General features: G+C 65.3%; 25 protein-coding genes and 1 tRNA gene. 9 read left to right on the top strand and 17 right to left on the bottom strand.

Annotation, left to right across the window (positions count from 1 at the left end; all coding sequences use genetic code 11):
* The first annotated feature begins 72 nt into the window (after positions 1-72).
* Positions 73-1,026, top strand: a complete 954-nt coding sequence (locus D3877_RS02380) for a LysR family transcriptional regulator (protein WP_119829163.1) — start codon at positions 73-75, stop codon at positions 1,024-1,026.
* 15 nt (positions 1,027-1,041) lie between these two features.
* Here the strand turns inward: D3877_RS02380 and D3877_RS02375 are convergent, their stop codons facing one another.
* From D3877_RS02375 to D3877_RS02360, 4 genes are all read right to left on the bottom strand, one after another.
* Positions 1,042-2,100: a cation:dicarboxylate symporter family transporter gene (locus tag D3877_RS02375; protein WP_274379619.1), complete on the bottom strand. Its 1,059-nt coding sequence runs from the start codon at positions 2,098-2,100 to the stop codon at positions 1,042-1,044.
* A 51-nt stretch (positions 2,101-2,151) separates the two neighbouring features.
* Positions 2,152-3,293, bottom strand: a protein-coding gene (locus D3877_RS02370; RefSeq protein WP_119829162.1) for an IS3 family transposase whose coding sequence is annotated in 2 segments (ribosomal slippage) — positions 2,152-3,023 and positions 3,023-3,293 — 1,143 coding nt in all. Because the reading frame shifts where the segments join, the coding sequence is not laid out codon by codon here.
* 27 nt (positions 3,294-3,320) lie between these two features.
* The gene (locus D3877_RS02365) at positions 3,321-3,515 is read right to left on the bottom strand and encodes a transposase (protein ID WP_119829161.1); all 195 of its coding nucleotides are present in this window, start codon (positions 3,513-3,515) and stop codon (positions 3,321-3,323) included.
* A gap of 46 nt (positions 3,516-3,561) precedes the next feature.
* On the bottom strand, positions 3,562-3,942 hold the full coding sequence (locus D3877_RS02360) for a transposase (RefSeq protein WP_147395076.1): 381 nt from the start codon (positions 3,940-3,942) through the stop codon (positions 3,562-3,564).
* A 25-nt stretch (positions 3,943-3,967) separates the two neighbouring features.
* Here D3877_RS02360 and D3877_RS02355 point away from each other — a divergent pair, with 25 nt between their 5' ends.
* Complete coding sequence (locus tag D3877_RS02355; protein WP_119829159.1) at positions 3,968-4,282, top strand: tyrosine-type recombinase/integrase; 315 nt, start codon at positions 3,968-3,970, stop codon at positions 4,280-4,282.
* Positions 4,283-4,331: 49 nt separating this feature from the next.
* On the opposite strand, the gene D3877_RS02350 is transcribed toward D3877_RS02355, so the two are convergent.
* From D3877_RS02350 to D3877_RS02305, 10 genes are all read right to left on the bottom strand, one after another.
* Positions 4,332-4,405 (bottom strand) — tRNA-Gln (locus D3877_RS02350).
* Between the two features lie 170 nt (positions 4,406-4,575).
* On the bottom strand, positions 4,576-5,052 hold the full coding sequence (gene bfr / locus D3877_RS02345; protein ID WP_119829158.1) for a bacterioferritin: 477 nt from the start codon (positions 5,050-5,052) through the stop codon (positions 4,576-4,578).
* A gap of 102 nt (positions 5,053-5,154) precedes the next feature.
* Positions 5,155-7,374, bottom strand: coding sequence for a 4-alpha-glucanotransferase (gene malQ, locus D3877_RS02340; RefSeq protein WP_119829157.1), 2,220 nt, complete (start codon positions 7,372-7,374; stop codon positions 5,155-5,157).
* Between the two features lie 159 nt (positions 7,375-7,533).
* Complete coding sequence (locus D3877_RS02335) at positions 7,534-8,610, bottom strand: response regulator (RefSeq protein WP_238474692.1); 1,077 nt, start codon at positions 8,608-8,610, stop codon at positions 7,534-7,536.
* 117 nt (positions 8,611-8,727) lie between these two features.
* Positions 8,728-10,866 carry a glycogen debranching protein GlgX gene (glgX, locus tag D3877_RS02330; protein WP_119829156.1) on the bottom strand — a complete coding sequence of 713 codons (2,139 nt, stop codon included), beginning with the start codon at positions 10,864-10,866 and terminating at the stop codon, positions 8,728-8,730.
* A 43-nt stretch (positions 10,867-10,909) separates the two neighbouring features.
* Entirely contained in the window at positions 10,910-11,263 is a 354-nt protein-coding gene (locus D3877_RS02325) for a HepT-like ribonuclease domain-containing protein (RefSeq protein ID WP_119829155.1), read from the bottom strand.
* The gene (locus D3877_RS02320) at positions 11,253-11,570 is read right to left on the bottom strand and encodes a nucleotidyltransferase family protein (protein ID WP_119830738.1); all 318 of its coding nucleotides are present in this window, start codon (positions 11,568-11,570) and stop codon (positions 11,253-11,255) included. The genes D3877_RS02325 and D3877_RS02320 overlap by 11 nt, the downstream gene beginning before the upstream one ends.
* A gap of 117 nt (positions 11,571-11,687) precedes the next feature.
* A complete protein-coding gene (gene glgB / locus D3877_RS02315; RefSeq protein WP_199720748.1) occupies positions 11,688-13,895 on the bottom strand; it encodes a 1,4-alpha-glucan branching protein GlgB in 2,208 nt (735 codons plus the stop codon).
* 137 nt (positions 13,896-14,032) lie between these two features.
* The gene (locus D3877_RS02310; protein ID WP_119829154.1) at positions 14,033-14,329 is read right to left on the bottom strand and encodes a hypothetical protein; all 297 of its coding nucleotides are present in this window, start codon (positions 14,327-14,329) and stop codon (positions 14,033-14,035) included.
* Positions 14,330-14,470: 141 nt separating this feature from the next.
* Positions 14,471-15,202 (bottom strand): DUF6065 family protein, encoded by a 732-nt coding sequence (locus tag D3877_RS02305; protein WP_119829153.1) that lies wholly within the window; start codon positions 15,200-15,202, stop codon positions 14,471-14,473.
* 261 nt (positions 15,203-15,463) lie between these two features.
* On the opposite strand from D3877_RS02305, the gene D3877_RS02300 reads away from it, so the two are divergent.
* From D3877_RS02300 to D3877_RS02290, 3 genes are all read left to right on the top strand, one after another.
* Entirely contained in the window at positions 15,464-17,152 is a 1,689-nt protein-coding gene (locus tag D3877_RS02300) for a methyl-accepting chemotaxis protein (protein WP_158599765.1), read from the top strand.
* A 134-nt stretch (positions 17,153-17,286) separates the two neighbouring features.
* A complete protein-coding gene (locus tag D3877_RS02295) occupies positions 17,287-18,405 on the top strand; it encodes a PLP-dependent cysteine synthase family protein (RefSeq protein WP_119829151.1) in 1,119 nt (372 codons plus the stop codon).
* A gap of 23 nt (positions 18,406-18,428) precedes the next feature.
* Positions 18,429-18,845 carry a winged helix-turn-helix domain-containing protein gene (locus tag D3877_RS02290; RefSeq protein WP_119830736.1) on the top strand — a complete coding sequence of 139 codons (417 nt, stop codon included), beginning with the start codon at positions 18,429-18,431 and terminating at the stop codon, positions 18,843-18,845.
* Positions 18,846-18,991: 146 nt separating this feature from the next.
* On the opposite strand, the gene D3877_RS02285 is transcribed toward D3877_RS02290, so the two are convergent.
* Positions 18,992-19,387, bottom strand: a complete 396-nt coding sequence (locus tag D3877_RS02285) for an acyl-CoA thioesterase (protein WP_119829150.1) — start codon at positions 19,385-19,387, stop codon at positions 18,992-18,994.
* Between the two features lie 109 nt (positions 19,388-19,496).
* Here D3877_RS02285 and parE point away from each other — a divergent pair, with 109 nt between their 5' ends.
* From parE to D3877_RS02270, 3 genes are all read left to right on the top strand, one after another.
* Positions 19,497-21,485: a DNA topoisomerase IV subunit B gene (gene parE, locus D3877_RS02280; protein ID WP_119829149.1), complete on the top strand. Its 1,989-nt coding sequence runs from the start codon at positions 19,497-19,499 to the stop codon at positions 21,483-21,485.
* A gap of 84 nt (positions 21,486-21,569) precedes the next feature.
* Entirely contained in the window at positions 21,570-22,229 is a 660-nt protein-coding gene (locus tag D3877_RS02275) for a hypothetical protein (protein ID WP_238474691.1), read from the top strand.
* An 85-nt stretch (positions 22,230-22,314) separates the two neighbouring features.
* Positions 22,315-22,920 carry a hypothetical protein gene (locus D3877_RS02270; RefSeq protein WP_119829147.1) on the top strand — a complete coding sequence of 202 codons (606 nt, stop codon included), beginning with the start codon at positions 22,315-22,317 and terminating at the stop codon, positions 22,918-22,920.
* A 54-nt stretch (positions 22,921-22,974) separates the two neighbouring features.
* On the opposite strand, the gene D3877_RS02265 is transcribed toward D3877_RS02270, so the two are convergent.
* Positions 22,975-23,676 (bottom strand): alpha/beta fold hydrolase, encoded by a 702-nt coding sequence (locus tag D3877_RS02265; RefSeq protein ID WP_119829146.1) that lies wholly within the window; start codon positions 23,674-23,676, stop codon positions 22,975-22,977.
* A gap of 20 nt (positions 23,677-23,696) precedes the next feature.
* The gene (locus tag D3877_RS02260; protein WP_119829145.1) at positions 23,697-24,242 is read right to left on the bottom strand and encodes an isochorismatase family protein; all 546 of its coding nucleotides are present in this window, start codon (positions 24,240-24,242) and stop codon (positions 23,697-23,699) included.
* Positions 24,243-24,460: 218 nt separating this feature from the next.
* On the opposite strand from D3877_RS02260, the gene D3877_RS02255 reads away from it, so the two are divergent.
* Complete coding sequence (locus tag D3877_RS02255; RefSeq protein ID WP_119829144.1) at positions 24,461-26,146, top strand: DEAD/DEAH box helicase; 1,686 nt, start codon at positions 24,461-24,463, stop codon at positions 26,144-26,146.
* Positions 26,147-26,148 lie beyond the last annotated feature (2 nt).

Here is a 26,148-nt window from a genome sequence, read left to right as displayed (position 1 = left end):
ACATCGACCAATTAATGATCTACACATCAACCCGACCCCGCGCCCAAGAAAGCCCTCGGGAGGAAACACGCGATGGACATCCGGGAACTGCGCTACTTCGTTCAGATCGCCCGGGCGGGCAGCTTCAGCCGCGCCGCCACCCGCCTGAACATCGCCCAACCGGCCTTGAGCCGACAGTTGAAGAAGTTGGAGGACGAGTTGGGCGTCCAACTGCTGGTCCGGCATGGCCGGGGCGTTGAAATCACCGAAGCCGGGGCGCAATTGCTGGCCCAGGCCGAGGATTTGATCGACCATTTCGCCCGAACGCTGGACGCCGTCAAAGGCTGCAAGCGCAACTTCGCCGGTCAGGTCGTGGTCGGCGTGCCGCCGACCTCCGGCCTGCTGATCGTTCCCGAAATCTACAAGATCTTTCGGGAACTCTGGCCCGACGCCACCCTGATCGCCCGCGAAGGAATCAGCACTCTGCTGGAGGAATGGCTGCTCGACCGCCGCATCGACATCGCCGTTCTGCACAACCCGATGCCGCTGGACGGCATCGATCTGCGCCCGATCCTGCACGAACAGATGGTGTTGGTCACGCCGCCCGGTCACGACGCGGCGGGGCCGGGGGCCATCGCCTTCCGCGACATCGCCGACATCCCGCTCGTCCTGCCGAGCCTGCCCCACAGCAACCGCCGCCTGCTGGAACGCGCTGCGCTTCAGCACAACATCCGCCTCAATCTGGCCATCGAGGTGGACAGCGTTCCGCTGATGAAGGCGATGGTGAAGCATGGCTTTGGCGCCACCATCCAAACCTTCGCCGGGGTCTCTCTGGAGGTGGCGCGCGGCGAGTTGGTCGCCCGCCCCATCGAACGGCCCAGCCTGACCTCGACCATTTGCCTGGGCACGCCGCAAGAGGCGAAAGCCGCGTGGCTGACGCTGGAGCTTGCCCGCATTCTGCGCCGTTGCGTGGCCGGTCTGGTCAGCGCGGGCGATTGGGCGGGCGCCCGCATGATCGATGACCGGGAGGAGAGCGAGGAGGGCTGACATCGCCGCGTTTCCTCAACGGACGCCGGTGGAGGAGGCCGCCGCAACCGCCGCGTGGTCACTGTGGGCGGCGTGGGCGGGATTGACGTCCAGATCGTCGGCATCCCCGGCCAGATAGGCGTCCCATTTCGCCTGATCGAACGCCTTTTCCCATTTGGCGATGTAGAAGGTCGCCACCGTGTTGCCGACCACGTTGGTCAGGGCGGTGCAGGTCGCCATCAGGCGGTCCACGCCGAACAACAGGCCAAGACCGTTCAGCGGCAGGGTCCGCACCGTTTGCAGCGTCGCCGCCAGCTTGATGAAGGCGCCGCCCGCCACCGTCGTGCCGCCCTTCGACGTCAGCATCAGGATGGCCAGAACCCCCGCCTGTTCCCACATCGAAAAGGGCGTGTCGGTAGCCTGGGCGATGAAGGCGATGGCGATCGCCATGTAGATCGACGTGCCGTCCAGATTGAAGCTGTAACCGCTGGGCACCACGAAGCCGACGATGGCGCCGTCGCAACCGGCCTTTTCCAGCTTGCCCATCAACCGGGGCAGGACGACCTCGCTCGACGCCGTGCCGAAGACGATCAGCAGTTCATCACGGATCAGCCCGATGATCTTGAAGATCGACAGCCCGATTGAGGCCGTGACCAAGCCCAGAACGACAATGACGAAGAACAGCGACGTCGCCCAATAGAGCGCGACCAGCTTGGCCAGATACAGCAGCGTCGCCGCGCCAAAGGCGCCGACCGCCGCCGCGATGGCCCCGAACGCGCCGATGGGGGCCAACCGCATGATGAAGCCCAGAATGCGGAACAGCACGTCCTGCGCCTCGGCGATTCCCCGGATCAGGCCGGACTCGCGGCTCGCCCCGCCAACGCTCAGCGCCGCGCCGGTCAGAACCGAAATCAGCAGAACCTGGAGAATCTCGCCCTTGGCGAAGGCGTCGACCATCGAATGCGGAATGATGCTGAGGAAGAAGCCGACCGCCGTGAAGTTGCTGGCGTTGCCGGCAATTTTGCTGACGCTGTCGTTCATCGCCAGATTGGTCGCGTGCAGCCCGACGCCCGGTTCCATGACGTTGACCGCGATGAAGCCAAGCCTGGAGTTGCCCTGGAAAAGTGGAGAGCCTTTGGCTTTGGGCTATGCCGCAGCCTCGAAATCGCATGGGCTTTTGTAACTGAGCGCCGAATGTCGCCGCACAGGATTATAGAACCCGTCGATGCAGCGTCCAATGGCGATTTTGGCCGCTGATCTGGAAAGAAAAATTGTTCTCCAGATAAGTTCAGCCTTCAGCGTCTTGAACACCGTTTCAACCATGGCGTTGTCGTAGCAATTCCCCTTTCCGCTCATTGATAGGACAAAGCCGCCATCTTTCAGTATTTTCTTATAATCTGCTGAGCAATATTGGCTTCCACGATCCGAGTGATGGATAGCGTCCTTCGGGGGACTGCGCAAAGCGATGGCTCTTCGCAGCGCTCTCATCGCCAAATCTTTCTTCATTCGGTCGCTCGTGGCCCAACCGATGATTCGGCGGGAATGCAGATCCACCACGATGGCGAGATACAGCCAGCCTTCGACCGTCCAAATGTAGGAGATGTCGGCTCCCCATTTTTGGTTCGGCGCGTCGGCGCTGAAATCCTGATCCAGAACATTCGGCGCGACCGGGCCCCCATGGTCGCTGTCGGTCGTCTTCTTGTATCGTCTTTTTTGCAGCGCTTTCATGCCGTTGTCCCGCATCAGGCGGGCGATCCGATGGTGACCGCCGCTCACACCGTCAGCCTTCAACTCAGCATGCATTCGGGGGGATCCGTAGGTTTCATGCGATAGAGCAAAATGGTTTCGGACATGAGCGAGCAAAATCATGTCGTCGTATTGACGACGACTGGGCTGGCGACGTTTCCAGGCATAATATCCGCTCATGCTCACCCCAAAAAGACGGCAACCGCGATGGACGGGTGTTTCAGCCTTCTTCGCGTCGATGGCTTCATAAATCATCGACTTGTTTCCTTGGCGAAGAAGGCCGCCGCGTTTTTTAAGAGATCTCGTTCCTGACGGAGAATTTTATTTTCAAGCCGAAGTCGCGTCAGTTCCTTTTGCACGTCGTCGTGAGGACCAGACAGAATATCGGCTTCTTTGAATTGGGTTTTCCACCGCGTCAGCGTCGATTTGCCGATCCCCAGATCACTGGCGACCTGCGCCACAGTCCGACCGCTCGTCTCGGTCAGCCGCACCGCTTCACGCTTGAACTCTTCCGTAACTTTCCGCTGTTTGGGTGTGCTGATGGAGGCCTCCTGATCCGCCTTGTTGTCTCAAAAGGCTCTCCACTTTTCCAGGGCAACTCCATCGCAACGCAAGGCGGCGATGAAAGTCTGGGTTCCCCAATGGCCGAATGGCGCTTTGGCCTTGAACCGCTGGCCGCGCTTGGCTCGCCCGCGCAGCCGGGTCATCTTGGTGGTGGTGGCGGTTTCGTCGAGGAACACCAACCGATCCGGTTCCTCGCGCATCCGGGGCTGGCGGTGGCTTCGCCACGTCCGACGGTCATCAGCGACATCAGCGCGACCGGCTTCGGTCGCCAGCACTGTTTTTTTTGACGGTGAAGCCGCTGGCGATCAGGAAGCGCGACAGCGAGGCGGGGTGAGCCGTGACCCCGCGCTCGGCTTTCAGCTTGGCCGCCAGTTCCGGCATGGTGATGTCGCCCTGAGCCTCCACCCAACCGATCAGAAGCGCGGCGTGCGGAGCCAGTTTGCCGCCTCCCGGCGGACGTCCTTGCCGCGCTGGTTCCAGCGATCCCGTCGTCGCCATCCGCTGGGCAAGGCGGATGCTCGTGCTGGCGCTCAGGTCAAACCGACGCGCCGCTGCCAGGCGTGACCCGCCTTGCTCGATCTCACCGTAAATCCGAACACGAAGATCCGACGAATAGCTCTGACCCATATTTCACCTCCAACTACCGTGAATCATGGCGAAAAAACAAACGCAAGCCTTCGATTCAGATTTCACGCGCGATGCTCTAGAGATGAGCGGGAAGATCGGCAAGAGCCTCACCTTCCATGGCCTGCGCCACACCGCCGCCACGGCGCTGGCCGATGCCGGCTGCGACACCCGCGACATCATGTCGATCACCGGCCACAAGACCGAGGCGATGGTCGCCCGCTACACCCAGTCGGCCGACCAGAAGCGCCGCGCCCGCTCGGCCATCGCCAAGCTGGAGGGGGTGAACAGCGAACAGACGACTGTAAAACCAGACGCCGCAAACTGTAAAACCGCCAAGTAGCCCCTGCTGGGGGCCTCGGCCAACTCTTTGATTTTCAAAGGGAAAAGGTTGGTTGGGGGACTAGGATTCGAACCTAGGCTGGCGGAGTCAGAGTCCGCTGTCCTACCGCTAGACGATCCCCCAGACCGTCACCGGGGCGGCTCGTTCGCCGTTCCCCGTGGTGTGGGGGGGCTTATAGCAGTGGGGTTTTGCCTTGCCTAGCGTTTTTTCTCGTTAGCCTCGGAAAAAAGACAAAAAAATGGCCGACGTCGGGGAGACGTCGGCCATGCCGCGCGTTGCCGCGTGGGTTTGGCTCAGCTTGCGCTGTGCATGTGCTGCTGCTGGTAGCCGCTCAGGCCGACGCGCTGGATCAGGTCGAGCTGGGTTTCCAGCCAGTCGATGTGCTCTTCGGTGTCGTCCAGGATTTCCACGAAGATCTCGCGGCTCTGGAAGTCCTTCAGGCTCTCGCAGTCGGTGATGCCGGCCTGGAGGATGGCGCGGTTGTGCAGTTCAATGGCCAAATCGGCGATGAACATCTCCGGCACCTCTTCGCCGATCTTCAGCTTGTGCAGGTCCTGAAGGTTGGGGAGGCCCTCCAGGAACAGGATGCGTTCGACCAGCTTGTCGGCGTGGCGCATCTCCTCGATCGATTCCTTGTAGACCTTGTCGGCCAGACGCAGCAGGCCCCAGTTCTTCAGCATGCGTGCGTGCAGAAAATACTGGTTGATCGCGGTCAGCTCGTTCGTCAGCACCGTGTTCAGGTGCTTGATGATGGTGGGATCACCCTTCATGCCAAACTCTCCATTCGGTTTGCTCGTTGGCCAAACAATGTTGCGAATGCGTCGCAAGTGCTTGAAACAACGGCGTAATTCAGATCAGTCCGCCCTTGACGCTCATTTAGCGACGCTTGCGCCGGTCTGACCAGTGAGAGCGTCTCGCAAGGGTGCGACAATTTGTCGCGCGTCAGAAAGGCCCGCCAACGCCTCGACCGGGTGGGACAGGCGGCGGCGCCAGTTCGGGTGCTGATCGACGGTTCCCGGCAGGTTCGGCTGCTCGACCTCGCCCAGCATGTCTTCGATCTGCACCATGACGATGCGGGAGGGCGTGCGGACCAGATAGCCGTGCAGGGCGGCGGCAAGCTCCGGGCGGTAGGGCTGGCTGCCCTCGTCGCTGGGGTAGCTGGCCGGGCGCAGCCCCTGCCCTGACAGGGCTTGCAGCAGCCGCCAGCGGTCCACGCCGCGATCCCAGCCGTCCTTGTCGCGGCTTTCCGGGTTGGGGTAGAGGTCCAGCTTTTGCCGCCATTCCAGATCCCGCCCGGTCCAGAAGCCCTTGAAGGTCGCCAGATCATGGGTGCTGACAGTGGCCATGGCGTTGACCGGGTAATCGCTGGGGGGCTTGAACCCGCCGTCGGCGTTGCGCTCGAAATACAAGACGCGGTAGCTCAGCACGCCCGTCCGTTCCAGCGCTGGACGGAAGCCGTCGGGCACCGTGCCAAGATCCTCGCCGATCACCACGCAATGGTTGCGACGGCTTTCCAACGCCACGATGCCCAGCAGATCGTCGAGCGGGTACATCACATAGGCGCCGTCGCTGCCATCCTCCGGGATCCAGAACAAATGCTGCAAGGCCATCACATGGTCGATGCGCAAGGCCCCGGCGTGGCGCATGTTGGCGCGCAGCAGCTCGACGAAGGGTTGATAGGCCGCCTCGCGCAGCCCCAAGGGCGACAGCGGCGACAGGCCCCAATTCTGGCCCTTCAGATTGAACTGGTCGGGCGGCGCGCCGACGTTGGCCCCCTGGACCAAAATCCCCGCGTCGCCCCAAGCCGCCGCCCCGCCAGGGTGCGCCGCCACGGCAAGGTCGCGGTAGAAGCCCAACCCCAGCCCGGCGGCCCGCCCGCGCGCGGCGGCCTCGCCCAACTGGCGATCGGCCTCCCATTGCAGATAGGCGTAGAAGCCGACGCGCTCGGCGTGGGTCTCGGCGAAGGCCTGAACCTCCGGGCTGTCGGGGGTCTGGTAGGCCGCTGGCCACGCCCGCCACAGCCACAGCGCAGGGTCCTGCCGGTAGAAATGCTCGTGCAGCGCCTCGAACAGCGCGTGGCGTTGCAAGGCGGCCCCCATCTCGTGACGGAAGGCGGCGAAAGCGATTTTGCGCGGGTGATCGGCGGGAAGCGCCTGGAAGGTCGCGTGGAGCGTTTCCAGCAGCGGCAGCTTCAGCGCCGACACCGCCGGATAGTCCACCAATTCGGCGGCGCGGGCGGCGGTCACAGCCTCCTGAAAGTCGGGCGAGGCGATGCGGCTTTGCGCCGCTGGCGTCAGCGCCAGTTCGGGCACGCCGTTCACGTCGATGTAGAGGATGTTGAGAAAGCTGCGGCTGGACGGCGAATAGGGCGCGATGTGGTGCGGGTCGGCGGGATAAAGCGCGTGCAGCGGATTCAGCCCGACCAGCCCGGCGCCCAGCGCGCCCGCCGTTTCGGCGAACAGGCCAAGCCCGCCGAAATCGCCCAAGCCCCAGTCTTTTTCACACTTAAGCGCGTAGAGTTGCAGCCCGATCCCCCAACTGCGGCCCGACGGGATCACCTCCTCCACCGTCAGGCAACGGGCCGGGGCGACGATCAACCGGGTTTCGCCGGTCAATTCCGCCCCGCCGTCGGTCGGGCGCACGGTCACGCTCAGCCGGTGATAGCCCTGCGGCGCCCCGGCGAAGACATCGGGGGGCAGGATGCGCCGCTCGAACCCCTGCCCGTCCAGCGTGGCGGTTTCCGAACGCGGCAAGCTGCCGACCGTCTGGCCGCCGGTGTGGGGAGCGTCACTGCCCTCGATCTCTAGAACCCAGGACAGGGCGGCGGCGTCCAGACCGACCGGCAGGGACAGCGGCAGTTCAATCCCCTGCCCGTCCCGCGCCACGCGCACCGGCGGCAACAGACGGCGCCACGCGCGCTGTTCGACATCGCGCAACGAGGCTTCCGCTTCGGCGTCGCTGGCGGCGGGAAGCCCCATGGCCCCGGCCAGCGCCCGTTTGGTCGCCGCCGATGTCTCGCGCCGGTTGCCCCAAATATCGTGGTAGAAGGTTTCAATCCCGACGAAATCGGCCAGCCGGTCGAGAGCGCTCATCCAGTTTCCCCGCCATATGTTCGGACGCGTGCGACGGACGGAAGCGCGGCGCGAAAGCCACGCCGACACAACGCCCGCCACCCATCAAGGATCACCCGAGCCGGTCACGCCGTCCAGCCCAAGCGTGTTGCAGGCGCACACAAATCAGCCGATGGCGCGTTACGGCCCCGGCGCGGAGGCTGTCGTCGTGGTTCCCGCCGGTGGCGCGGCGGTCGCCGGATTTTCCGTCGCCCCGGCGGCGCTGGCGGCAGCGGTCGCGGCGGCGGCGGCCTTGGCCTGGGCCATCTGTTCCAACCGGGCGCGGTAGCCGGTGACGGCGGCGGTCACTTCGCGCGTCATGTCGGTCAACGAGCGGTCGGGATCGACCCCCTGCATCAGCGCCCGCGCCATGGTTTGCAATTGCGCGACGTCGTCGGCCTCAACGGTCCCTTGATCGGCCTGGCCGCGCAGCTTCTCCGCCAGACGCTTGACCGATTTGGCGACCGTTTCGATGTGGGCGAGGTCGCCGCCATCGGGCAAGCGGCGCAGCAGATCGTCGATGAAGCCGCCAATCCGCCCGATATGGTCGAGCGCGGAGCGTTCCGGCGTCGAGCGGGACAGGCCGGGCATGGCGAATTCGGCGAGGAACGCCACCTGGATGGAGCCACGCATGCGCTTTTGCGTGGTGACGAAGCCGTTGGCCTCGGCCATCAGCCCGCGCACGGTCGCCTGCGCCCATTGCCCGGACGCCTTCAGGCGCAGGGTGTTGGGCGCGTCGAGCACCGGCACCTGGGTTCCTTCGCGCGGGGCCTTGCGGCGGTCGGGGCCGGTGTAGTCGGCGGTGACGACGAAGCCCTTGCGCCCTTCGATCAGGCTGATGATGCGGTCCTTCACCTGTTTGGGCGAGACCGGCTTCAACAACAGATCATCCGCCCCGGCGTTGGCGACGCGGGCCAGCAGCGCTGGGGTCGGCGCCCAGGTGGTGACGATCAGGCCGGTGAAGCTGTTGGGAACATTGGGTTCGTTGCGCAAGGCGCGGACGAAGCGGAACGCCTCGTCCACATCGCCATCGGCGTCCACCAGAATGAGGTCGGGGGTTCCCGCGCTCAGCAGGCCAACGGCGCTCTTGACCGAATCGAACAGTTCGATCCGGCGAAAGCTCATGCGCCCCAACACGTCGCGGAACACCCGCGCGGTGTTGACCTGCGGGTCGATGATCGCGGCGTCAACCTGGGAGAAATCGTAATCCGGCATCATCCTACCCGAAGCGTCACAAGCTTTGCGACCTTAGCATGGTTTGGTCTCACCCGCTGCGGTTACAACGTTCCCCCAACAAACACCAGTGGTCAAAGCGGCGCATGCGACGGGTTGTCGTCACAGCCCCGGCTGCTCGACCAGCGTGAAGACCAGAACGCTTCGTCCATCGACCAGAGTTGGGCGTCCGGCCAGATGCATGCGCTCCTCCCCCGCCCCATCCTTTTGCCGGGTGTCGAGCGCGCAGCGCCAGCCCCGCCCGCCCGGCACGTCCGGCAGGGTCACGGCCACCGCCTCGGCGTGGGCGTTCAGCACGATCAGCAGCACGCCATCGGTCAGCGGTTGCCCATCAACGCCCAGATGGCGCCCGGCATGGCCGTTCAGCAGCAGCGCGATGCAGCGCGCCTGCGTGTTGCGCCAATGCTCGGCGGTCTTCTCCACGCCATGGCTGTTGTACCAAACAATGTCCTTCAGGCCGTTGGCGGCGGTGTCCTTGCCATGCAGGAAGACCGGGCGACGCAGAACCGGATGAGCCTTGCGCAGCGCGATCAGGCGGCGGACGAAAGCCAGCAATCCGGGATCCTTGCGCGACCAGTCGAGCCACGTCGTTTCGTTGTCCTGGCAATAGGCGTTGTTGTTGCCGCCCTGGCTGTGATTCATCTCGTCGCCCGCCAGCATCATCGGCGTGCCTTGCGACAGGAACAGGGTGGCCAGCAAATTGCGCTTTTGCCGGGCGCGCAAGGCGTTGATCGCCGGGTCCGCCGTTTCGCCCTCCACCCCGTGATTCCAGGAGCAGTTGGCGGAATGGCCGTCGCGGTTCTCTTCGCCGTTGGCCCAATTGTGCTTGTCGTTGAACGACACCAGATCATGCAGGGTGAAGCCGTCATGCGCGGTGATGAAGTTCACCGACGACCAGGGCCGCCGCCCGCGCTTTTCAAACAGATCCGACGAACCGGCGATGCGCCCGGCCAGTTCCGGCAACATGCCGTCGTCGCCGCGCCAATAGCGGCGGACGGTGTCGCGGTAACGGTCGTTCCATTCGGCCCAGCCCGGTGGGAAATTGCCGACCTGATAGCCGCCGGGGCCGACGTCCCACGGTTCGGCGATCAGCTTCACGTCGGCCAGCACCGGATCCTGGCGCACGGCGTCGAGAAAGCCCGAACCGGGATCGAAGCCGTAAGGTTCGCGCGCCAGAACGGTGGCGAGGTCGAAGCGGAAGCCGTCGACATGCATCTCCGTCACCCAATAGCGCAGGGAATCCATCACCATCTGCACCACGCGCGGGTGGGCGAAGTTCAGCGTGTTCCCGGTGCCGGTGTCGTTGATGTAAAAACGCGGGTTGTCCGGCATCAGCCGGTAATAGCTGAGATTGTCGATGCCCTTGAAGGACAGCGTCGGCCCCAGATGGTTGCCTTCCGCCGTGTGGTTGTACACGACGTCGAGGATCACCTCGATCCCCGCCTCGTGCAGGCGGGCGACCATCGTCTTGAACTCCGACAGCACGCCGGTGCTCATGCAGCGCGGTTCGGGCGCGAAAAAGCCGATGCTGTTGTAGCCCCAATAATTGGTCAGCCCGCGCGTCACCAGATGCTGCTCGTCGGCCATCGCCTGGATCGGCAGCAGTTCGATGGAGGTGATGCCCAGCGCCTTCAGATGCTCGATCACGCTGGCGGTGGACATGCCGGCGAAGGTGCCGCGCAACTGCTTGGGCACGTCGGGGTGCCGCATGGTGAAGCCGCGCGGGTGCGTTTCGTACAGCACCGTGTCGTTCCACGGGACCGGGCGGGGGCGGTCATGCCCCCAGGTGAAGGCGCCGTCCACCACCCGGCATTTCGGCATGCCGCGCGCGTTGTCGCGCCGGTCAAAGGACAAATCCTCGCGCGTCGAGCCGACCCGATAGCCGTAATGCGCGTCCGACCATTTGAAGCCGCCGAACAGCGCGCGGGCGTAGGGATCCAGCAGCAGCTTGTTCGGGTTGAAGCGATGCCCCTCCTCCGGCTCATAGGGGCCATGGACGCGGTAGCCGTAAAGCTGGCCGGGCCGCGCGTCGGGGAGATAGCCGTGCCAAACCTCGTCGGTGTGTTCGGGCAGGGTCACGCGCTCCAACTCGCGCTGGCCGGTCTTGTCGAACAGGCACAGCTCCACCCGCTCGGCGTGGGCGGAAAACAGCGCGAAATTGACGCCGAACCCGTCCCAGGTCGCCCCCAACGGATGCGGTTTGCCGGGCCAAACGGCGGTGCGGGCGGTGATGGGGGGCATCAGGGGGAAACCTTGCGATCAGGGCGGCGTCCGGAAACGGTCATCATTCGACCTCCCGCAGCAACGCCAGTTCGGCGATCATCGCCGCGTTCAAAGGATGCAGTTCGTTTTTAATCGTGTGCCAGACGCGGGCGTCGTCCACGCTGTCATAATCATGGCGGTAAATGTTTCCGGCCCCGGCGACCGCAGGCCAATCAATGTTGGAATGGCGCTCCTTGATTGCGTCCGGCAATCGGCGCGACGCCTCTGATATGATTTCAAGCGCGCGCAAAACCGCGTAACAGGTTTTTTGATCCGCCAAAAACTCATCAAAGCCCATTCCGGCGACGAACGAGTCGATGGCCGCAATGTTGGTGGCGATGTCTTCAAGACGCTTGCGCGGCGATTTAGAAGGCATCCACGGATTCCCGAATCACACGGTCCCGCAACGCAGGGCTGAGGCGTTTGCGCTCCACCACATCGGTTGGTCGGTCGAACAGATCGGCGATGTCCAACGTGACGCGCGTGTACTCGAACATCCCCATGGGCCGATCCGGGGCGATGTCGATCAAGATGTCGATGTCGCTGTCCGCGCCAGCCTCGCCACGAACAACCGATCCGAACACGGAGGCGTGAAGCACGCCCCGCTGACGCAACGCCTCGCGGTTCGCCCTCAACGTCTGGACGACGTCGGCGGCGGATGGCGGCGGCTTGCTCTCAGTCATCGGCGCCTCCTCCGACAAAGTCCGTCTCCAGAAAGAACGCGCAACAATCAAATAAGAAAGCCTCCCCATGCCCCCGTCAAGGTTGCTTAAACGTCGGCGCCGATCATTAGAAAGGCGTTATTCTTCCCACCGCTCCAAAATCAGCGTCGCCAGCGGCGGCAGGGTCAGGGGCAGGGAGTGGGTGCGGCCATGCCAGCTTGTCGGTTCGGCCACGACCACGCCGCCGTTGCCGACGCCGCCGCCGCCATATTCCGGGGCGTCGGTGTTCAGCCGCTCGACATAGCGGCCCGGCAGCGGCACGCCGATGCGGTAGCCTTGGCGCGGCACTGGGGTGAAGTTGCAGACCACCACCACGATGTGCCCGGAATCGTCGGCCTTGCGCAGGAAGGTGAAGACCGAATTCTCGCTGTCGTTCGATTCGATCCACTCGAAGCCCGAGGAATCGCAGTCGGTGCGGTGCAGCGGGGCCAGTTCGCGGTACAGGCGGTTCAGGTCGCGGATCAGGTCATGGACGCCCCGGTGCAGCGGCTGGTCCAGCAGATGCCAATCCAGGCTCTGCGCCTCCGTCCATTCGCGGCGTTGGGCGAATTCGGCCCCCATGAACAGCAGCTTTTTGCCGGGATGGGCGAACATGAAGCCGTAATAGGCGCGCAGATTGGCGAATTTCTGCCACTCGTCGCCCGGCATCTTCTCGATCAGCGAGCCTTTGCCATGCACCACCTCGTCATGGCTGAGCGGCAGGACGAAGTTTTCGGAGAACTGATAGATCAGCCCGAAGGTCATCTGGTGGTGGTGGTAGCGCCGGTGGATCGGGTCGCACTGCATGTAGGACAGGGTGTCGTGCATCCAGCCCATGTTCCATTTGTAGCCGAAGCCCAGACCGCCCAGATAGGTGGGGCGCGACACCATCGGCCAGGAGGTCGATTCCTCCGCCACCGTCATCGCGCCGGGATGCTCGCCATAGACCAGCTCGTTCATCCGCTTCAGGAAGGCGATGGACTCCAGATTCTCCCGCCCGCCGAACTCGTTGGGGATCCACTCCCCCTCCTTCCGGCTGTAGTCGAGATAGAGCATGGAGGCCACGGCGTCGACGCGCAGCCCGTCCAACCGATATTGGTCGAGCCAGAACAGCGCGTTGCCCAGCAGGAAATTTTGCACCTCCCGCCGCCCGAAATTGTAGATCAGGGTGTTCCAATCCTGGTGGAAGCCCTGGCGCGGGTCGGCGTGCTCGTACAGATGGGTGCCGTCGAACAGGCCAAGCCCGTGCGGATCGGTCGGGAAATGCCCCGGCACCCAATCCAGCAGCACGCCCAACCCGGCCTGGTGGCAGGAATCCACGAATTCCTTGAAATCCTCCGGCGTGCCGTGGCGGCTGGTCGGGGCGTAAAGCCCGATGGGCTGGTAGCCCCAGGAACCATCAAAGGGATGCTCGGTGATCGGCAGCAGTTCGATGTGGGTGAATCCCAGATCGACGACGTAGGGGATCAGCCGCTCGGCCAGTTCGCGATAGGTCAGGAAACAGTCGCCCTCCTCCGGCGCCCGTGCCCAGGACCCCAGATGCACCTCATAGATCGACACCGCCGCGTTGCGGTCGGATGTTTGGACGCGGCGTTCCCGCCACGCCGAATCCTGCCAATCATAGGGCGGCAGGCCATGGATGACCGACGCGGTGTGCGGGCGCATTTCCGCCTGGAAGGCGTAGGGGTCGGCCTTGGCCGGCATCAGATGGCCGTCGGGGCCGCGCACCTCGAACTTGTAACGCTGGCCGGGGGCGGCGTGCGGCACGAAGATGTCCCACAGGCCCGACACGCCCCGGCGGCGCATCGGCAGGCGGCGGCCATCCCAATTGTTGAAATCGCCCACCACGCTGACCGTCCGCGCGTTGGGCGCCCAAAGGGCGAAGGCGACGCCGGGAACGCCGTCGATGGCGCGCGGGTGGGCGCCCAGCCGCTCGAACGCGCGCAGATGGGTGCCTTCGCCCAACAGGTGAATGTCCAACTCGCCCAGCACCGGGCCGAAGCGGTAGGCGTCGTCGAACTCCTCCGTCGCCAGCGGAAATTGGACGCGCAGGCGGTAGCGGAAGCGCTGCGTCCGGTCGGTCAGGGTGACGGCGAAGAAGCCGTCCGCCAGAACGGGCTGGGCCTCCCCCGCCGCGTCGCCGGTGGCGCTGTCGATCACCCACAGACGTTCGGCGCCGGGAACGAAGGCGCGCACCTCGATCGGTTGGCCCGGCCCGCTCTGGTGCATGCCGAGAACCGCGAAGGGGTCGCCATGCTCGGCCCGCGCGATGGCGATGGCCGCGTCGCGCAAGGCGCGCTCTTCGATCATGCGCCCGTCGTCGGAGGATCCCGTCGTCGTCGTGTCGCTGGCCATCGGTTGAACCCCTGCCCTATCGTTGTTCCCACTGACCATACAGGGGCCAGCCCCAGCGCACCATGGACATGCGGAGCGGAGCGCCGTCCTCACACCACCATGCGCGTCCGACGAACCACCCGTTCGCGCGGGGCGAAGCGGCCCTTTTGCTGAGCGGCCAAGGTCAACGCCTCATGCGCGATGCGGCGGCGGTAATCGCGGTCCACCCGCGCGAACATGCCAAAGGCGGTCTTCACCGCTTCCGTGGTCTTGGACTTCACCGCCTCGCGCAGGGCGTTGCGCAGCATGCGCAGTTCCAGAATGCCGGGAACGCAGGTGCGCTCGACCGCCTCGGACAAGATCTCGATCGAGCAGAGCGCCGCGTCGTCGTCGAGCCAATGCTGCATTCTCGGAACAGCCCCGCCCCTGCCACGCCAAACCGTTGCATTTTCTACCGTTTTGGTCGGGCAAAGACCAGCCTTTCGCGAACAAGGCTGGGCGCTGGATGCGTCAAGGCCGCAATTGACGCCCCAAACGATCCCAGACGATCATCGTCCGGGAAAAGGCTTGGGCCGGACCTTGATTTCATGGTCGGGCGGGCCGTCGCCGCCGTCGGGCTGTTTGCCCCGGTAATAGCCCTTCTGCCAACGCTCTTGCGCGGCGCTGCTGCCGGGGGTTTGCAAATCGGCGTTGAACTGGCTGCGCGAGGCAGCCCAGTGGCGGTATTGCGCCGCCGTCTCCGGGTCGCTGTCCAGGTCGCGCACCTCCGGCTCCAGGCTTTCCAGCAGACCGCGTTGGATCGGCATCAGATGGGCGTAGGGTTCCCCCTTCTCCCACGTCACCGGCACGTCGGGCGCGGTGAATTTCCAGTTCATGGTGAAGGGATAGGGCGACCAATCGGTTTCGATGATTCCCGACAACCCCATGATCCCATGCTTGGGGTGGTTGATCGGCCCCGTGACCATCAGATTGACCCCCGGCGGCGTGCGGAACAGCACAGCGACGTGGAAGGTCAACACCCCGCTGCCGAAATGGCTGGCGGGGATCAGCGCGTGCGCCTCCTCCGCCGTCACCTGGATGGCGTCCACCCCGGTTCCGCCGTTCCACACCGCCGTCACCCGGCAGGGGCTGCACACCTCCCAGCCATGCATGCTGGCGATGTTCAGGGGCAAACAGCGGTAGCCATATTGCTCCGGCAGGGCGTCGATCCAGTCACGCGTGGCGCGGGCCGGGCGGATGTCGGGCAAAGCTCCCGAGAGCGGATAAGCGATCAGCGTCATGGAAGCCAGTCTGCCAGAGTCGGCGCGGTTGAGTAAGACGCCGCGTGGGTTTGTACGGTTTGACCAGCCTTTACCCTGTGGTGATCCGGCGCGAGTCAAGCGCGGCATTCCGTCACAGAACACCCGTCAGGGTATACCCTAGTATGTTGCGTCTCTGAAATAAGCCGTATGATTTCACGCATGACAAGCGGGGAATTCGAGCGGAATTCTCAGCAAACCATTGTTTTAAAACAAAAAATACCAAGACCAGCAGAGGGCGCCATGCGCATTTCCGTCCACAGCATCCGTGCGAAACTCCTGATCCTTCAGGGGCTGTTCATCGTCGCCATCCTCGCGGCTGGCGTTTGGTCGGCCTACGCCAAGCGAGCCATGATGGTCGCCGGGTATGAGAACTCGATCCGGGCGGTGGTGGAATCCTCGCTCACGATCCTGAAATCCTACGACGAGCGCGCCGCCAAGGGCGAGTTCAGCAAGGAGGAGGCGCAAAAGCGCGTCAAGGACACGCTGCGCCCCCTGCGCTTTTCCGGCAACGAATACATGTTCGCCTACGAGTATGACGGCACGAACATGTTCCACCCCATCCGCCCGGATGTGGAAGGCACCAGGAAGCTGGCCGAGTTCAAGGACATCAACGGCGTTTTCGTGGTGAAGGAACTGGCCCGGCTGTCGCGCGGCGGCGGCGGTTTCCTGACCTACCATTTCCCCAAGGCGACCGGGACCGAACCGCAGCCCAAGCTGGTCTACACCGTGGCGTATGAGCCGTGGGGCTGGCTGCTGGCGACCGGCGTCTACATCGACGACGTGGACGCCGCCTTCCGCTCCGTCCTGCTGGAAACGCTGGCGGCGACCATCGTCGGCGCGCTGCTGCTGGGCGGCCTTGGCTTCCGCATGGTGTCGAGCATCTCCACCGGACTGAACCGGCTGAGCGACGCCACCGGCAGCATCGCCAAGGGCGACCTGTCCACCAAGGTGGAGGGCGCCGACCGCCGCGACGAGGTGGGAACCCTGGCCCAATCGGTCGAAATCCTCCGCCAGACCGCCATTGAGGCGACTCAGCTGCGCGCCAATCAGGCCGCGATGGAAAGCCAGTCCGCCGCCGAACGCCGGGCCGCCATGATCCGCTTCGCCGATGATTTCGAGCGCACGGTCGGCGGCCTCGTCCGCTCCGTCGCCGACGCGGCGGGCAAGCTGACCGCCACCTCCAGCGCGATGAGCGGCGGGGCGGAGCAGACCACGCGTCTGATGGACAGCGCCGCCCAAGCGTCCGGCCACACGTCGGACAACGTCAACGCCGTGGCCGAGGCGACCGAACAGCTTGCCGGGTCGATCCGCGAAATCGCCCAGCAGGTCGCCGAATCGACCGCCGGTTCGAGCCGCGCGGTGGAGGACGTCCGCCGCACCTACCAACTGATCGAACAGCTCGACAGCGTGGCCAAGCGCACGGTTGAGGTGGTGGACCTGATTCGCAGCATCGCCGCGCAAACCAATCTGCTGGCGCTGAACGCCACCATCGAGGCGGCGCGGGCCGGTGAAGCGGGCAAGGGCTTCGCCGTCGTCGCGTCGGAGGTCAAGAATCTCGCCAACCAAACCGCCAAGGCGACCGACGACGTCCAGGCGCAGATCGAAGCGATGACGTCGGCCACCGCGTCGGTGGTCGAGGCGATGCGCGGGGTCGGCGGCGTCATCGAAACCGTCAACAGCGTGGCGTCGAGCATCTCCGCCGCCATCGAGGAGCAAGGGGCCGCCACCCGCAACATCAGCGCCAACGTGAACGAGGCCGCCCAAGGCGTCGCCTCGGTCTCCAACAGCCTGACCATGGTGTGCAGCCACGCCACCGCGACCGGCAGCGCGTCCGCCGAGGTCGCCGCCGCCGCCCGCGCGGTCTCCAGCCAATCGGAACGGATGCAGGCCGAAGTCTCCACCTTCCTCTCCCGCATCCGCCAGGGGTAAGGCGGGACGCGACTTCATCATCGGGCGACGGGGCGTCCCTGCTGGCGCCCTATTGCCCGAATATCTGGTGTGGAATAGGGTGAGCGCCGAAACCATCCGCGCTCTGGATGAGTTCGTTTTCTGGACAGGATTCCATGACCGCCCACCCTTCCACCCCGTCCTTCGCCCCCCGCTCCTGGCTTGACGAGGCGTTGCGGCGCATCGAGGCGGACGTGAACCGTTCCGCCGACACGCATCTGTTGCGGCTGCCGCTGCCCGCCACGCCGGGAATCACGCTGTATCTGAAGGACGAATCCACCCACCCCACCGGCAGCCTGAAACACCGGCTGGGGCGGTCGCTGTTCCTCTACGCGCTGTGCAACGGCTGGATCCGCGAAGGCTCCACGGTGATCGAGGCGTCAAGCGGCTCCACCGCCGTGTCGGAGGCCTATTTCGCCCAGTTGCTGGAGTTGCCCTTCATCGCCGTCATGCCGCGCGGCACCTCCCCCGCCAAGATCGCCCAGATCGAGTTTTACGGCGGGCGCTGCCACATGGTGGACCAAGCGTCGGAGGTCTGTTCGGAGGCCCGGCGGCTGGCCCGCGACAATGGCGGCCATTTCATGGACCAGTTCACCTACGCCGAGCGCGCCACCGATTGGCGCGGCAACAACAACATCGCCCAGTCGATTTTCGAGCAGTTGGCGCACGAGCCGCACCCGACCCCCGATTGGATCGTCTGCGGGGCCGGCACCGGCGGCACCTCGGCCACCATGGGGCGCTTTGTCCGCTACCGCCGCCTGCCGACGCGGGTCTGCGTCGCCGACCCGGAACATTCGGCCTTCTTCGACGGCTTCCGCGACGACAACCCGGCGGCGACCGTCGGGCGCGGATCGGGCATCGAGGGGATTGGCCGCCCGACCGTCGAGGCGTCTTTCCAGCCCGGCGTGATCGACCGGATGATCCGTGTGCCCGACGCCGCCAGCATCGCCGCCGCCTGGGTTCTGCGCGACCGGCTGGGGCGTTCCTGCGGCGGATCGACCGGCACCAACCTGATCGGCTCCATCAGCCTGATCGCCGAGATGGCGCGCGAGGGGCGGCGGGGCAGCGTCGCGACGCTGATCTGCGATCCGGGCGAACGCTACAGCGGCACCTACTTCAACCGCGACTGGCTGAACGCCTCGGGGATTGATATTGATCCCTGGATGGCGCGGGTGGAGGATTTCTTCCGCGCCGGGCGCTGGAGCGACGAGGGGTTGGCCTCGGCGGCGCGTTGATTTTCGAAAGGCTGAAGCACGGCATGACCCGCATGCGCATCCGCATTGATTTCGATCCCGCCGGTTCCATCGGGCCGGGAAAGATCATGCTGTTGGAGCGGATCCGGGACACCGGCTCGATCTCCGCCGCTGGGCGGGCGCTGGGCATGTCCTACCGCCGGGCGTGGCTGCTGGTGGACGACCTCAACCGCATCTTCCGCGAGCCGGTGGTCAGCGCCGCCGTTGGCGGGCGCCAGGGCGGCGGCACCGTGCTGACCGCCTTCGGCGCCCAGGTCATCGACCATTACCGCGCCGTCGAGCGCGAAGCCCACGTCGCCACCGCCCACCGGCTGGCCGCGCTGCAAGCGTCGGTCAACCCGGACTATGGCGCGGACAAAACGGTGGACGACGGCAGCTTCGCCAGCGATCCAGGGCTGGCGCCGGGCTGCGCGGAGGGGTGAGCGCGCGGCGTGGCCCCCTCCCCGGCCCTCCCCCGCTCACGCGGGAGAGGGAGACAGACGCCTTGTCGGCCTGAAGCGGAGTTCCCTCTCCCGCGAAGCGGGGGAGGGTTAGGGAGGGGGAAAATGCTCGGCAAACCGCCCGCCCCTCACTCCGGCGGAACCTCGCGCGGCTTGCGGTCTTCGCCGATGGCGACGTAGGTGAAGACGCCCTCCGTCACCTTGATCGGCTCCGCGCCCGAGCGTTCCCGGCGGACCCAGGTTTCGATGCGCACCCGCATCGACGTCCGCCCGACCCGTTCCATCGTGGCGAAGCAGCTCACCTCGTCGCCGACGAAGACCGGCTTGTGGAAGGTCATCGCCTCGATCCCGACGGTGGCGACCCGGCCGCCAGACCGGCGCACCGCCACGGTGCCGCCCGCCAAATCCATCTGCGCCAACAGCCAGCCGCCGAAGATGTCGCCGTTCGGGTTGGTGTCCGCCGGCATGGCGATGGCCCGCAACGTCGGGCCATTGTTGAAGTCATATCCCGCGCCTTCGCTCATCGGACCCTCGCTGTCGTGAAAATTTGACGCACCAAAGCTTGTGGCCTCGGTATATAAGCCCCACAGGATGCGCTTGCGCACCCCTGACGAAATTCCTACCATAGCCCCCATGAGCGATCTTTTCGAGAACACAGGCCGCAAGCCCGACAGCTATTCCGCCCAAGACATCGAGGTTTTGGAGGGGTTGGAGCCTGTCCGCCGCCGCCCTGGCATGTACATCGGCGGCGTCGACGACCGCGCGCTGCACCACCTCGTCGCCGAGGTTCTGGACAACGCGATGGACGAGGCCGTGGCCGGCCACGCCAGCCGCATCGACCTGGAACTGACCTTGGACGGCACGGTTGTGGTGCGCGACAACGGGCGCGGCATCCCGATCGACGACCACCCGAAATACCCCGGCAAGTCGGCGCTTGAGGTCATCATGACCACGCTGCACTCCGGCGGCAAATTCTCCAACAAGGTCTATGAGACGTCGGGCGGCCTGCACGGCGTCGGCCTGTCGGTGGTCAACGCCCTGTCGGATCGTCTGACGGTGGAAGTCGCCCGCGACAAGCAGCTTTACGTGCAGGAGTACAGCCGGGGAACGCCGCAAGGGCCGTTGACCAACAAGGGCAACGTCAACCGGCGCGGCACCACCATCCGTTTCCACGCCGATCCGGAGATTTTCGGCGAAACCGCCCGCTTCGAGCCGCACCGGCTCTATCGGCTGGCCCGCTCCAAGGCCTATCTGTACCGGGGCGTCGAGATTCGCTGGAGCTGCGACCCGGCGCTGTTGGCGGCTGACGCGACGACGCCCGCCGCCGAAACCCTGCATTTCCCCGGCGGCCTGCTCGATTACCTGACGGCGGCGCTGAAGGACCGCAAGACGCTCACCCCCTCCCCCTTCGCCGGGTCGTTGGATTTCCCCAACGGCCAGGGCCGGGTTGAGTGGGCGGTGGCGTGGCCCGACGATGACGAAGGTTTCTCGCACACCTACTGCAACACGGTTCCCACCCCGCAGGGCGGCACGCACGAGGCGGGCCTGCGCGCGGCGCTGACGCGCGGCCTGAAAAGCTATGGCGAACTGACCAACAACAAGCGCGCCGGGCAAGTCACCGCCGACGACGTGATGGGCGACGCCTGCGTCCTGCTGTCGGTCTTCATCCGCGAACCGCATTTCCAGGGCCAGACCAAGGAAAGGCTGGTGACGGCGGAGGCGCAAAAGCTGGTCGAAGCGGCGGTGAAGGACCATTTCGACCATTGGCTGTCCGGCAACCCGCCCTCGGCCAACGCTCTGTTGGAGCGGTTGATCGAAAAGGCCGAGGAGCGGGCGCGGCGCAAGCAATCCAAGGAGTTGGGCCGCAAGACGGCGACCCGCCGCCTGCGCCTGCCCGGCAAGCTGGCCGATTGTTCGCGCAATTCCCCCGAAGGCACCGAGATTTTCCTGGTGGAGGGCGATTCGGCGGGCGGTTCGGCCAAGCAGGCGCGCCAGCGGGAAACCCAGGCGATCCTGCCCCTGCGCGGCAAGATCCTGAACGTCGCCAACGCCTCCATCGACAAGATGAAGGCGAATCAGGAGTTGAACGACCTGACCCAGGCGCTGGGCTGCGGCGTCGGCAAGGATTTTTCCAGCGACAAGCTGCGTTACGAGCGGGTCATCATCATGACCGACGCCGACGTGGACGGCGCGCACATCGCCTCGCTGCTGATGACCTTCTTCTACCGGGAAATGCCGGGGCTGATTCAGAACGGGCATCTGTATCTGGCGCTGCCGCCGCTCTATCGCCTGAGCCACGGCAACAAGCAGGTCTACGCCCGCGACGACGCCCACAAGGACGAGCTTCTGGCCCGCCAATTCAAGGGCAAGAAGCCGGACATCAGCCGATTCAAAGGCTTGGGCGAAATGATGCCCGCCCAGTTGCGCGACACCACCATGGATCCGATCAAACGGACCCTGCTGCGCGTCGTCGTCCCCAACGCCGCCGACCCGGAAGAGCGCGAGGACAGCGAGCGCACCCGGTCGTTGGTTGAAGATCTTATGGGGAAACGCCCGGAATTGCGCTTCAAATTCATCCAGGACAATGCCAAATTCGTGAAAGCGGATGACATTGACGTTTAAGGCAGGCGCATGATCGGGATCACCCCATACAAAACGGACTTGTTCATTCCGACCTACCAGCCGATCAAGAATGATCGCTGGGAAATGACCATCACTCCCATGCACCTGTCTCGGGGCTATTGGAGCGAGAGCGCTCTGGTCCAGAACATGGCGGCGCTGTCCCGCTTCGCCGACGACGGCAGCAAAAGAGTCTGGATGTCGACCACGCCGATGGAGATGGAAAGCCAGGAAATCGGCATCCGCCTGTCCACCGGCTACACCCTGGTCGCCGGAATGGGGATGGGGTGGGCGGCGATCAACGCCGCGCTGCGACCGGAGGTCAGCCGCGTCACCGTTGTGGAGTTGGATCCCGAGGTGATCGCCATGAACGAGACGCTGGGCACCTTTCGCAATCTTCCCGAAGAGGCCGCGCGCAAGATCGAAATCGTCAACGCCAGCGCGATGGAGTTCAAAAGCGACGCGCCGGTCGACACGCTGATGGCCGACATCTGGTTGCCGCTGAACGGCGATGATCGGGTCGATCAAACACGGATCATGGCGGAAAACACCCAAGCCCGCCGGGTTTACATCTGGGGCCAGGAAATGGTGATCGCCCGCCGGGCGCGGGCGTTGGGCCTGGAGCTGACTCACGACAGCGTGGCGCGCATCATCGACGAGTTGGGATTGCCGCTGATTGGCCTGGAATGGCCCAACTACCCTGAGCTGGTCGCGCTGGTCGCCGGTCGCTGGCTGAAAGACGTTTGATCGCCCCTTGTCGGCGACACGCCACAGGCGCCATATCGGGAGAAGCGGCGCGTCAACCGCCGCTTCTCCCGATCCGGGGTGTTCCATGACGACCAACCCACGCTTTTTCCCCCGATGGCCCCACAGCCGGGCCACGGTTGCGGCGGTCGCCCTAACCGCCACGCTTGGCCTGTCCGGCTGCGCCGAGCGGGTGGTGGCGGGCGACCCGACGCCCGCCTACACGCTGCTGGAGGTGGCCTACGCCGCGAGCGACCGTGATTTGCGGGTGGTTTTGCACGGTCTGCCCTTCGGCGGCGACGCCGCCAGCTTCGCCAAGGCGGTTTTGCCGTCGATGCAGGACCGCATCATGGGCGTCAACACCACGCTGACGACGACGCCCAACGACACGGCCCGCCCCGATTACCGCGTGGTGTTGATCTTCAACGCGACGGGCAACCTGCCAAGCTGGTCGGTGTGCCAGGAGGGGGCCGTTCCGACCCTGCCGCCGGGGGTTTTGCCGCCGGACGGCACATTGGTGGTGCAAGGGGCCTTCTGCCGGGGCGGCGGCGCCTTCACCACCGCCACCGGCTGGCTCGACCACCCGACGGGGCTGGAGGATCCGAATTTCCGTCAACTGGTCAGCGACATGACGGTGTCTCTTTTCCCTACACGGCGGGCCGACCAAACTTGCGCCGGCGGCCCGGATTGCTGATTGTCCCCCGTCACGGGCGCAACTGAACCCTGACCCGCCGTCAGTATCCCGCCGTCAGGGGCGCAACAGCCAATCGCGCAACAGCGCGGTGACGGCCTGCGGCTGCTCCATCGCCGACAGATGGCCGCACTCTTCGATCAGGACCAGCCGGGCGCCCGGAATGGCCTCGGCCATCTCCTCATGCAGGGCGGGCGGCGTCAGCGCGTCCTGACGCCCGCACAGCACCAGGGTTGGGCAGGCGATGGCGGCCAGTCTGGGGCGGCTGTCGGGCCGGGTGATGATGGCGGTCTGTTCGCGGATGTAACCGTCCACCCCAACCCGCTCCATCTGCGCCAGCGCCGACTCCACCAACGGGCGGTCGGCCAAGCGGTCGGGGTGAACCATACGCGCCATCCCCGCCTGCATGACCTGCCGATATTTGCCCTGGAGGGCGAGCGCCATCGCCTCGCGCCGGGTGGCGGTCTGCTCCGCCGTGTCGGGGCGGGCGTTGGTGTCGAGCAGAGCCAGCCGAGTCACCCGTTCCGGCGCGCAGCGCAGAATCTCCAACGCGACATAGCCGCCCATCGACAGCCCGGCCAGGGCGAAACGCTCCGGCGCCGAGTCCAGCACGCGCTCGGCCATCGCGGCGACGGAATCATCGCCGCTCAGATCGGGAACTTGCGGGTCGGCGACATCGGCCAGATGGCGGGTTTGGTGCGCCCACAGCGCCGCGTCCAGCGGCATGCCGGGCAACAGGATCAAGTTTTGCTCGCTCATCGTCGTTGTGTCCCTTTCCGTCACCGCACCAGCGCGCTGACCGCTTTGAACAACGGCGTTCCCGCCCGTTCCATCCACTCGAACAGAATCATTTCGGTGGTGACGATGGGAACCCCGGCGGCGCTCATGCGGGCGACGGCGGCGGCGTGGTTGTCCGCCGTGCGCGACGACACGGCGTCGGCCGCCAAATAAACCGCCTGTCCGGCCTGACGCAGCCCCAAAACGGTCTGGAGCACGCAGACATGCGCCTCCGTCCCGCAGACGACGATCTGCTTGCGCCCCGATTCCTCGACCAGGGCGTTGAAGGCCGGTTCGCCGGTGCAGGCGAAGGTGATCTTTTCCACCGTCGGCGTCCCATCCGGCAGGGCGGCGCGCACCGATTCGACCGTCCGCCCCAGCCCCTTGGGGTATTGTTCGGTGAGAATCACCGGCACGCCCAACAGCCCGGCGGCCTTCAGCAGGGTGTCGACGTTGCGCAGAACGCGGGGGGACTCGTGGATGGCGGGCAGCAGACGTTCCTGCACATCGACGACGACCAAAAGCGAATCTTCGGCGCGGAGAATCATGGACGGACACTCTTCAGCGAGGAACGGCGGCGCGCCGCTCGGCGGAACAGCCTATCCCAACCACGATTTTCCGCCAAGCATGGGCGCGAAACCCTCTATTTTTGGTCCGACAACACCGCGTCTATTGACATAAGCCTTTGATTACCTATTCTGCGGCACTATCTGAGCGTCGAGCGCTACTCGCTCGATTTGCGAACTCCAGAACAGAAACAGGTTGGATGCTATTTTCGGAACTTGGGCTTGGCCCTGACGTCCTGCGCGCCATCGAGGACAAGGGTTACACCCAGCCGACGCCCATTCAGGAACAGGCGATTCCCTGGGTCCTGCAAGGCCGTGATGTGCTCGGCTGCGCGCAGACCGGCACCGGGAAGACGGCTGGCTTCACGCTGCCTATGATAACCATGTTGGCCTCGGGCCGCGCTCGTGCGCGGATGCCCCGGTCGTTGATTCTGGAACCGACGCGCGAACTCGCCGCCCAGGTTTCGGAAAGCTTTGAAACCTACGGCAAATACCACAAACTCAGCATGGCTTTGCTGATCGGCGGGGAGAATTTCTCCGAACAGGTCAAAAAGCTCGACCGTGGGGTCGATGTGCTGATCGCGACTCCGGGGCGGTTGATCGACCTGTTCGAGCGCGGCAACATCATGCTGAACGACATCAAGGTCTTCGTCATCGACGAGGCGGACCGGATGCTCGACATGGGGTTCATCCCCGACATCGAGCGGATCGTCAGCAAGCTGCCGAAGACGCGCCAGACCTTGTTCTTCTCCGCCACCATGCCGCCGGAAATCCGCCGTCTGGCCGACGCCTTCCTGTCCAACGCGCAGGAAGTCACCGTCGCCCCGCCCGCCTCTCCGGCGGAAACGGTGACTCAGGCGCTGTCGCTGGTGCAAGAGGTCGACAAGCGCAAGGCGCTGCGCCATCTGTTGCAGACCGAAGACGTCAAAAACGCCTTCATCTTCTGCAACCGCAAGCGTGACATCGCGGTGCTGCAAAAGTCGCTGGAGCGTCACGGCTTCAACGTCGGCGCGCTGCACGGCGACATGGTCCAGTCCAAGCGGACGGAGACGCTCGACCTCTTCAAAAAGGGCGAGATCGCGCTGCTGGTCTGCTCCGACGTCGCGGCGCGCGGCATCGACGTCCAGGGTTTGAGCCACGTCTTTAATTTCGACGTGCCGCTGACCCCGGATGATTATGTCCACCGCATCGGTCGCACCGGGCGCGCGGGCAAGCAGGGCCGCGCCTTCATGTTGGCCACCCCGGACGACGTGAAACTCGTTGGCGCGATCACGCGCCTCATCAAACGGGAGATTCCGATGATCGCCATCGACGGTCTCGAAACGGTCGAGTTTGGCGACGAGGATGCCGTGCGTCCCCGCCGTGGCGGACGCGGCGCCGGCGCCGGGCGCGGTCGCCCCGAGGCCCGCAGCCGTGGCCCGCGCGAAGAGCGTCCGGCCCAAGAAGAACGCGCCGAGCAGCGGCCCGCCCGCGAGGAGCGGACGGACCGTCCGGTTCGCGAGGAGCGCCCGGTTCGCGAGGAGCGCGCCGAACGCCCGGCCCGTGCCGAACGTCCCGTCCGTGAGGAGCGCCCCGTGCGCGACGACCGTCCGGTTCGCGACGAGCGTTCCGAACGTCCGGTTCGCGAGGAGCGTTCCGAGCGTCCGATCCGCGACGAGCGCCAACCGCGCGAATCTCTGGCCGCCGCCGAGGCCCGCCGTAACGGCGAGCCGCGCCGGGATCGCGACCGTGACCGCAACCGCCCCCGCCGCCGCGATGACGACGACGATGACGGCGTCGTGATCGGCTTTGGCGATCACATGCCCGCTTTCATGCTGCGCTCGGCCCGCCCGCGCGTCTCGTCGGACGTGGTCGTGGACTCGTCTGAGCACTCCCAGGAGGGCTGATC

Origin of the sequence: Azospirillum cavernae, assembly GCF_003590795.1 — a bacterium.
In the GTDB taxonomy this organism is placed as follows: Bacteria; Pseudomonadota; Alphaproteobacteria; order Azospirillales; family Azospirillaceae; genus Azospirillum; species Azospirillum cavernae.
Note: the sequence above shows the minus strand (reverse complement) of the source record. Positions and strands in the feature narration are given on the sequence as shown.

Bases quoted from the DNA above. Each gene is read 5' to 3' on its own strand.
- D3877_RS02380 (WP_119829163.1), top strand. From the start codon at position 73: ATGGACATCCGGGAACTGCGCTACTTCGTTCAGATCGCCCGGGCGGGC.
- D3877_RS02365 (WP_119829161.1), bottom strand. From the start codon at position 3,515: ATGCGCGAGGAACCGGATCGGTTGGTGTTCCTCGACGAAACCGCCACC.
- D3877_RS02360 (WP_147395076.1), bottom strand. From the start codon at position 3,942: ATGGGTCAGAGCTATTCGTCGGATCTTCGTGTTCGGATTTACGGTGAG.
- D3877_RS02355 (WP_119829159.1), top strand. From the start codon at position 3,968: ATGGCGAAAAAACAAACGCAAGCCTTCGATTCAGATTTCACGCGCGAT.
- bfr (WP_119829158.1), bottom strand. From the start codon at position 5,052: ATGAAGGGTGATCCCACCATCATCAAGCACCTGAACACGGTGCTGACG.
- malQ (WP_119829157.1), bottom strand. From the start codon at position 7,374: ATGAGCGCTCTCGACCGGCTGGCCGATTTCGTCGGGATTGAAACCTTC.
- D3877_RS02335 (WP_238474692.1), bottom strand. From the start codon at position 8,610: ATGATGCCGGATTACGATTTCTCCCAGGTTGACGCCGCGATCATCGAC.
- glgX (WP_119829156.1), bottom strand. From the start codon at position 10,866: ATGCCCCCCATCACCGCCCGCACCGCCGTTTGGCCCGGCAAACCGCAT.
- D3877_RS02325 (WP_119829155.1), bottom strand. From the start codon at position 11,263: ATGCCTTCTAAATCGCCGCGCAAGCGTCTTGAAGACATCGCCACCAAC.
- D3877_RS02320 (WP_119830738.1), bottom strand. From the start codon at position 11,570: ATGACTGAGAGCAAGCCGCCGCCATCCGCCGCCGACGTCGTCCAGACG.
- D3877_RS02310 (WP_119829154.1), bottom strand. From the start codon at position 14,329: ATGCAGCATTGGCTCGACGACGACGCGGCGCTCTGCTCGATCGAGATC.
- D3877_RS02305 (WP_119829153.1), bottom strand. From the start codon at position 15,202: ATGACGCTGATCGCTTATCCGCTCTCGGGAGCTTTGCCCGACATCCGC.
- D3877_RS02300 (WP_158599765.1), top strand. From the start codon at position 15,464: ATGCGCATTTCCGTCCACAGCATCCGTGCGAAACTCCTGATCCTTCAG.
- D3877_RS02295 (WP_119829151.1), top strand. From the start codon at position 17,287: ATGACCGCCCACCCTTCCACCCCGTCCTTCGCCCCCCGCTCCTGGCTT.
- D3877_RS02290 (WP_119830736.1), top strand. From the start codon at position 18,429: ATGACCCGCATGCGCATCCGCATTGATTTCGATCCCGCCGGTTCCATC.
- D3877_RS02285 (WP_119829150.1), bottom strand. From the start codon at position 19,387: ATGAGCGAAGGCGCGGGATATGACTTCAACAATGGCCCGACGTTGCGG.
- parE (WP_119829149.1), top strand. From the start codon at position 19,497: ATGAGCGATCTTTTCGAGAACACAGGCCGCAAGCCCGACAGCTATTCC.
- D3877_RS02275 (WP_238474691.1), top strand. From the start codon at position 21,570: ATGACCATCACTCCCATGCACCTGTCTCGGGGCTATTGGAGCGAGAGC.
- D3877_RS02270 (WP_119829147.1), top strand. From the start codon at position 22,315: ATGACGACCAACCCACGCTTTTTCCCCCGATGGCCCCACAGCCGGGCC.
- D3877_RS02265 (WP_119829146.1), bottom strand. From the start codon at position 23,676: ATGAGCGAGCAAAACTTGATCCTGTTGCCCGGCATGCCGCTGGACGCG.
- D3877_RS02260 (WP_119829145.1), bottom strand. From the start codon at position 24,242: ATGATTCTCCGCGCCGAAGATTCGCTTTTGGTCGTCGTCGATGTGCAG.
- D3877_RS02255 (WP_119829144.1), top strand. From the start codon at position 24,461: ATGCTATTTTCGGAACTTGGGCTTGGCCCTGACGTCCTGCGCGCCATC.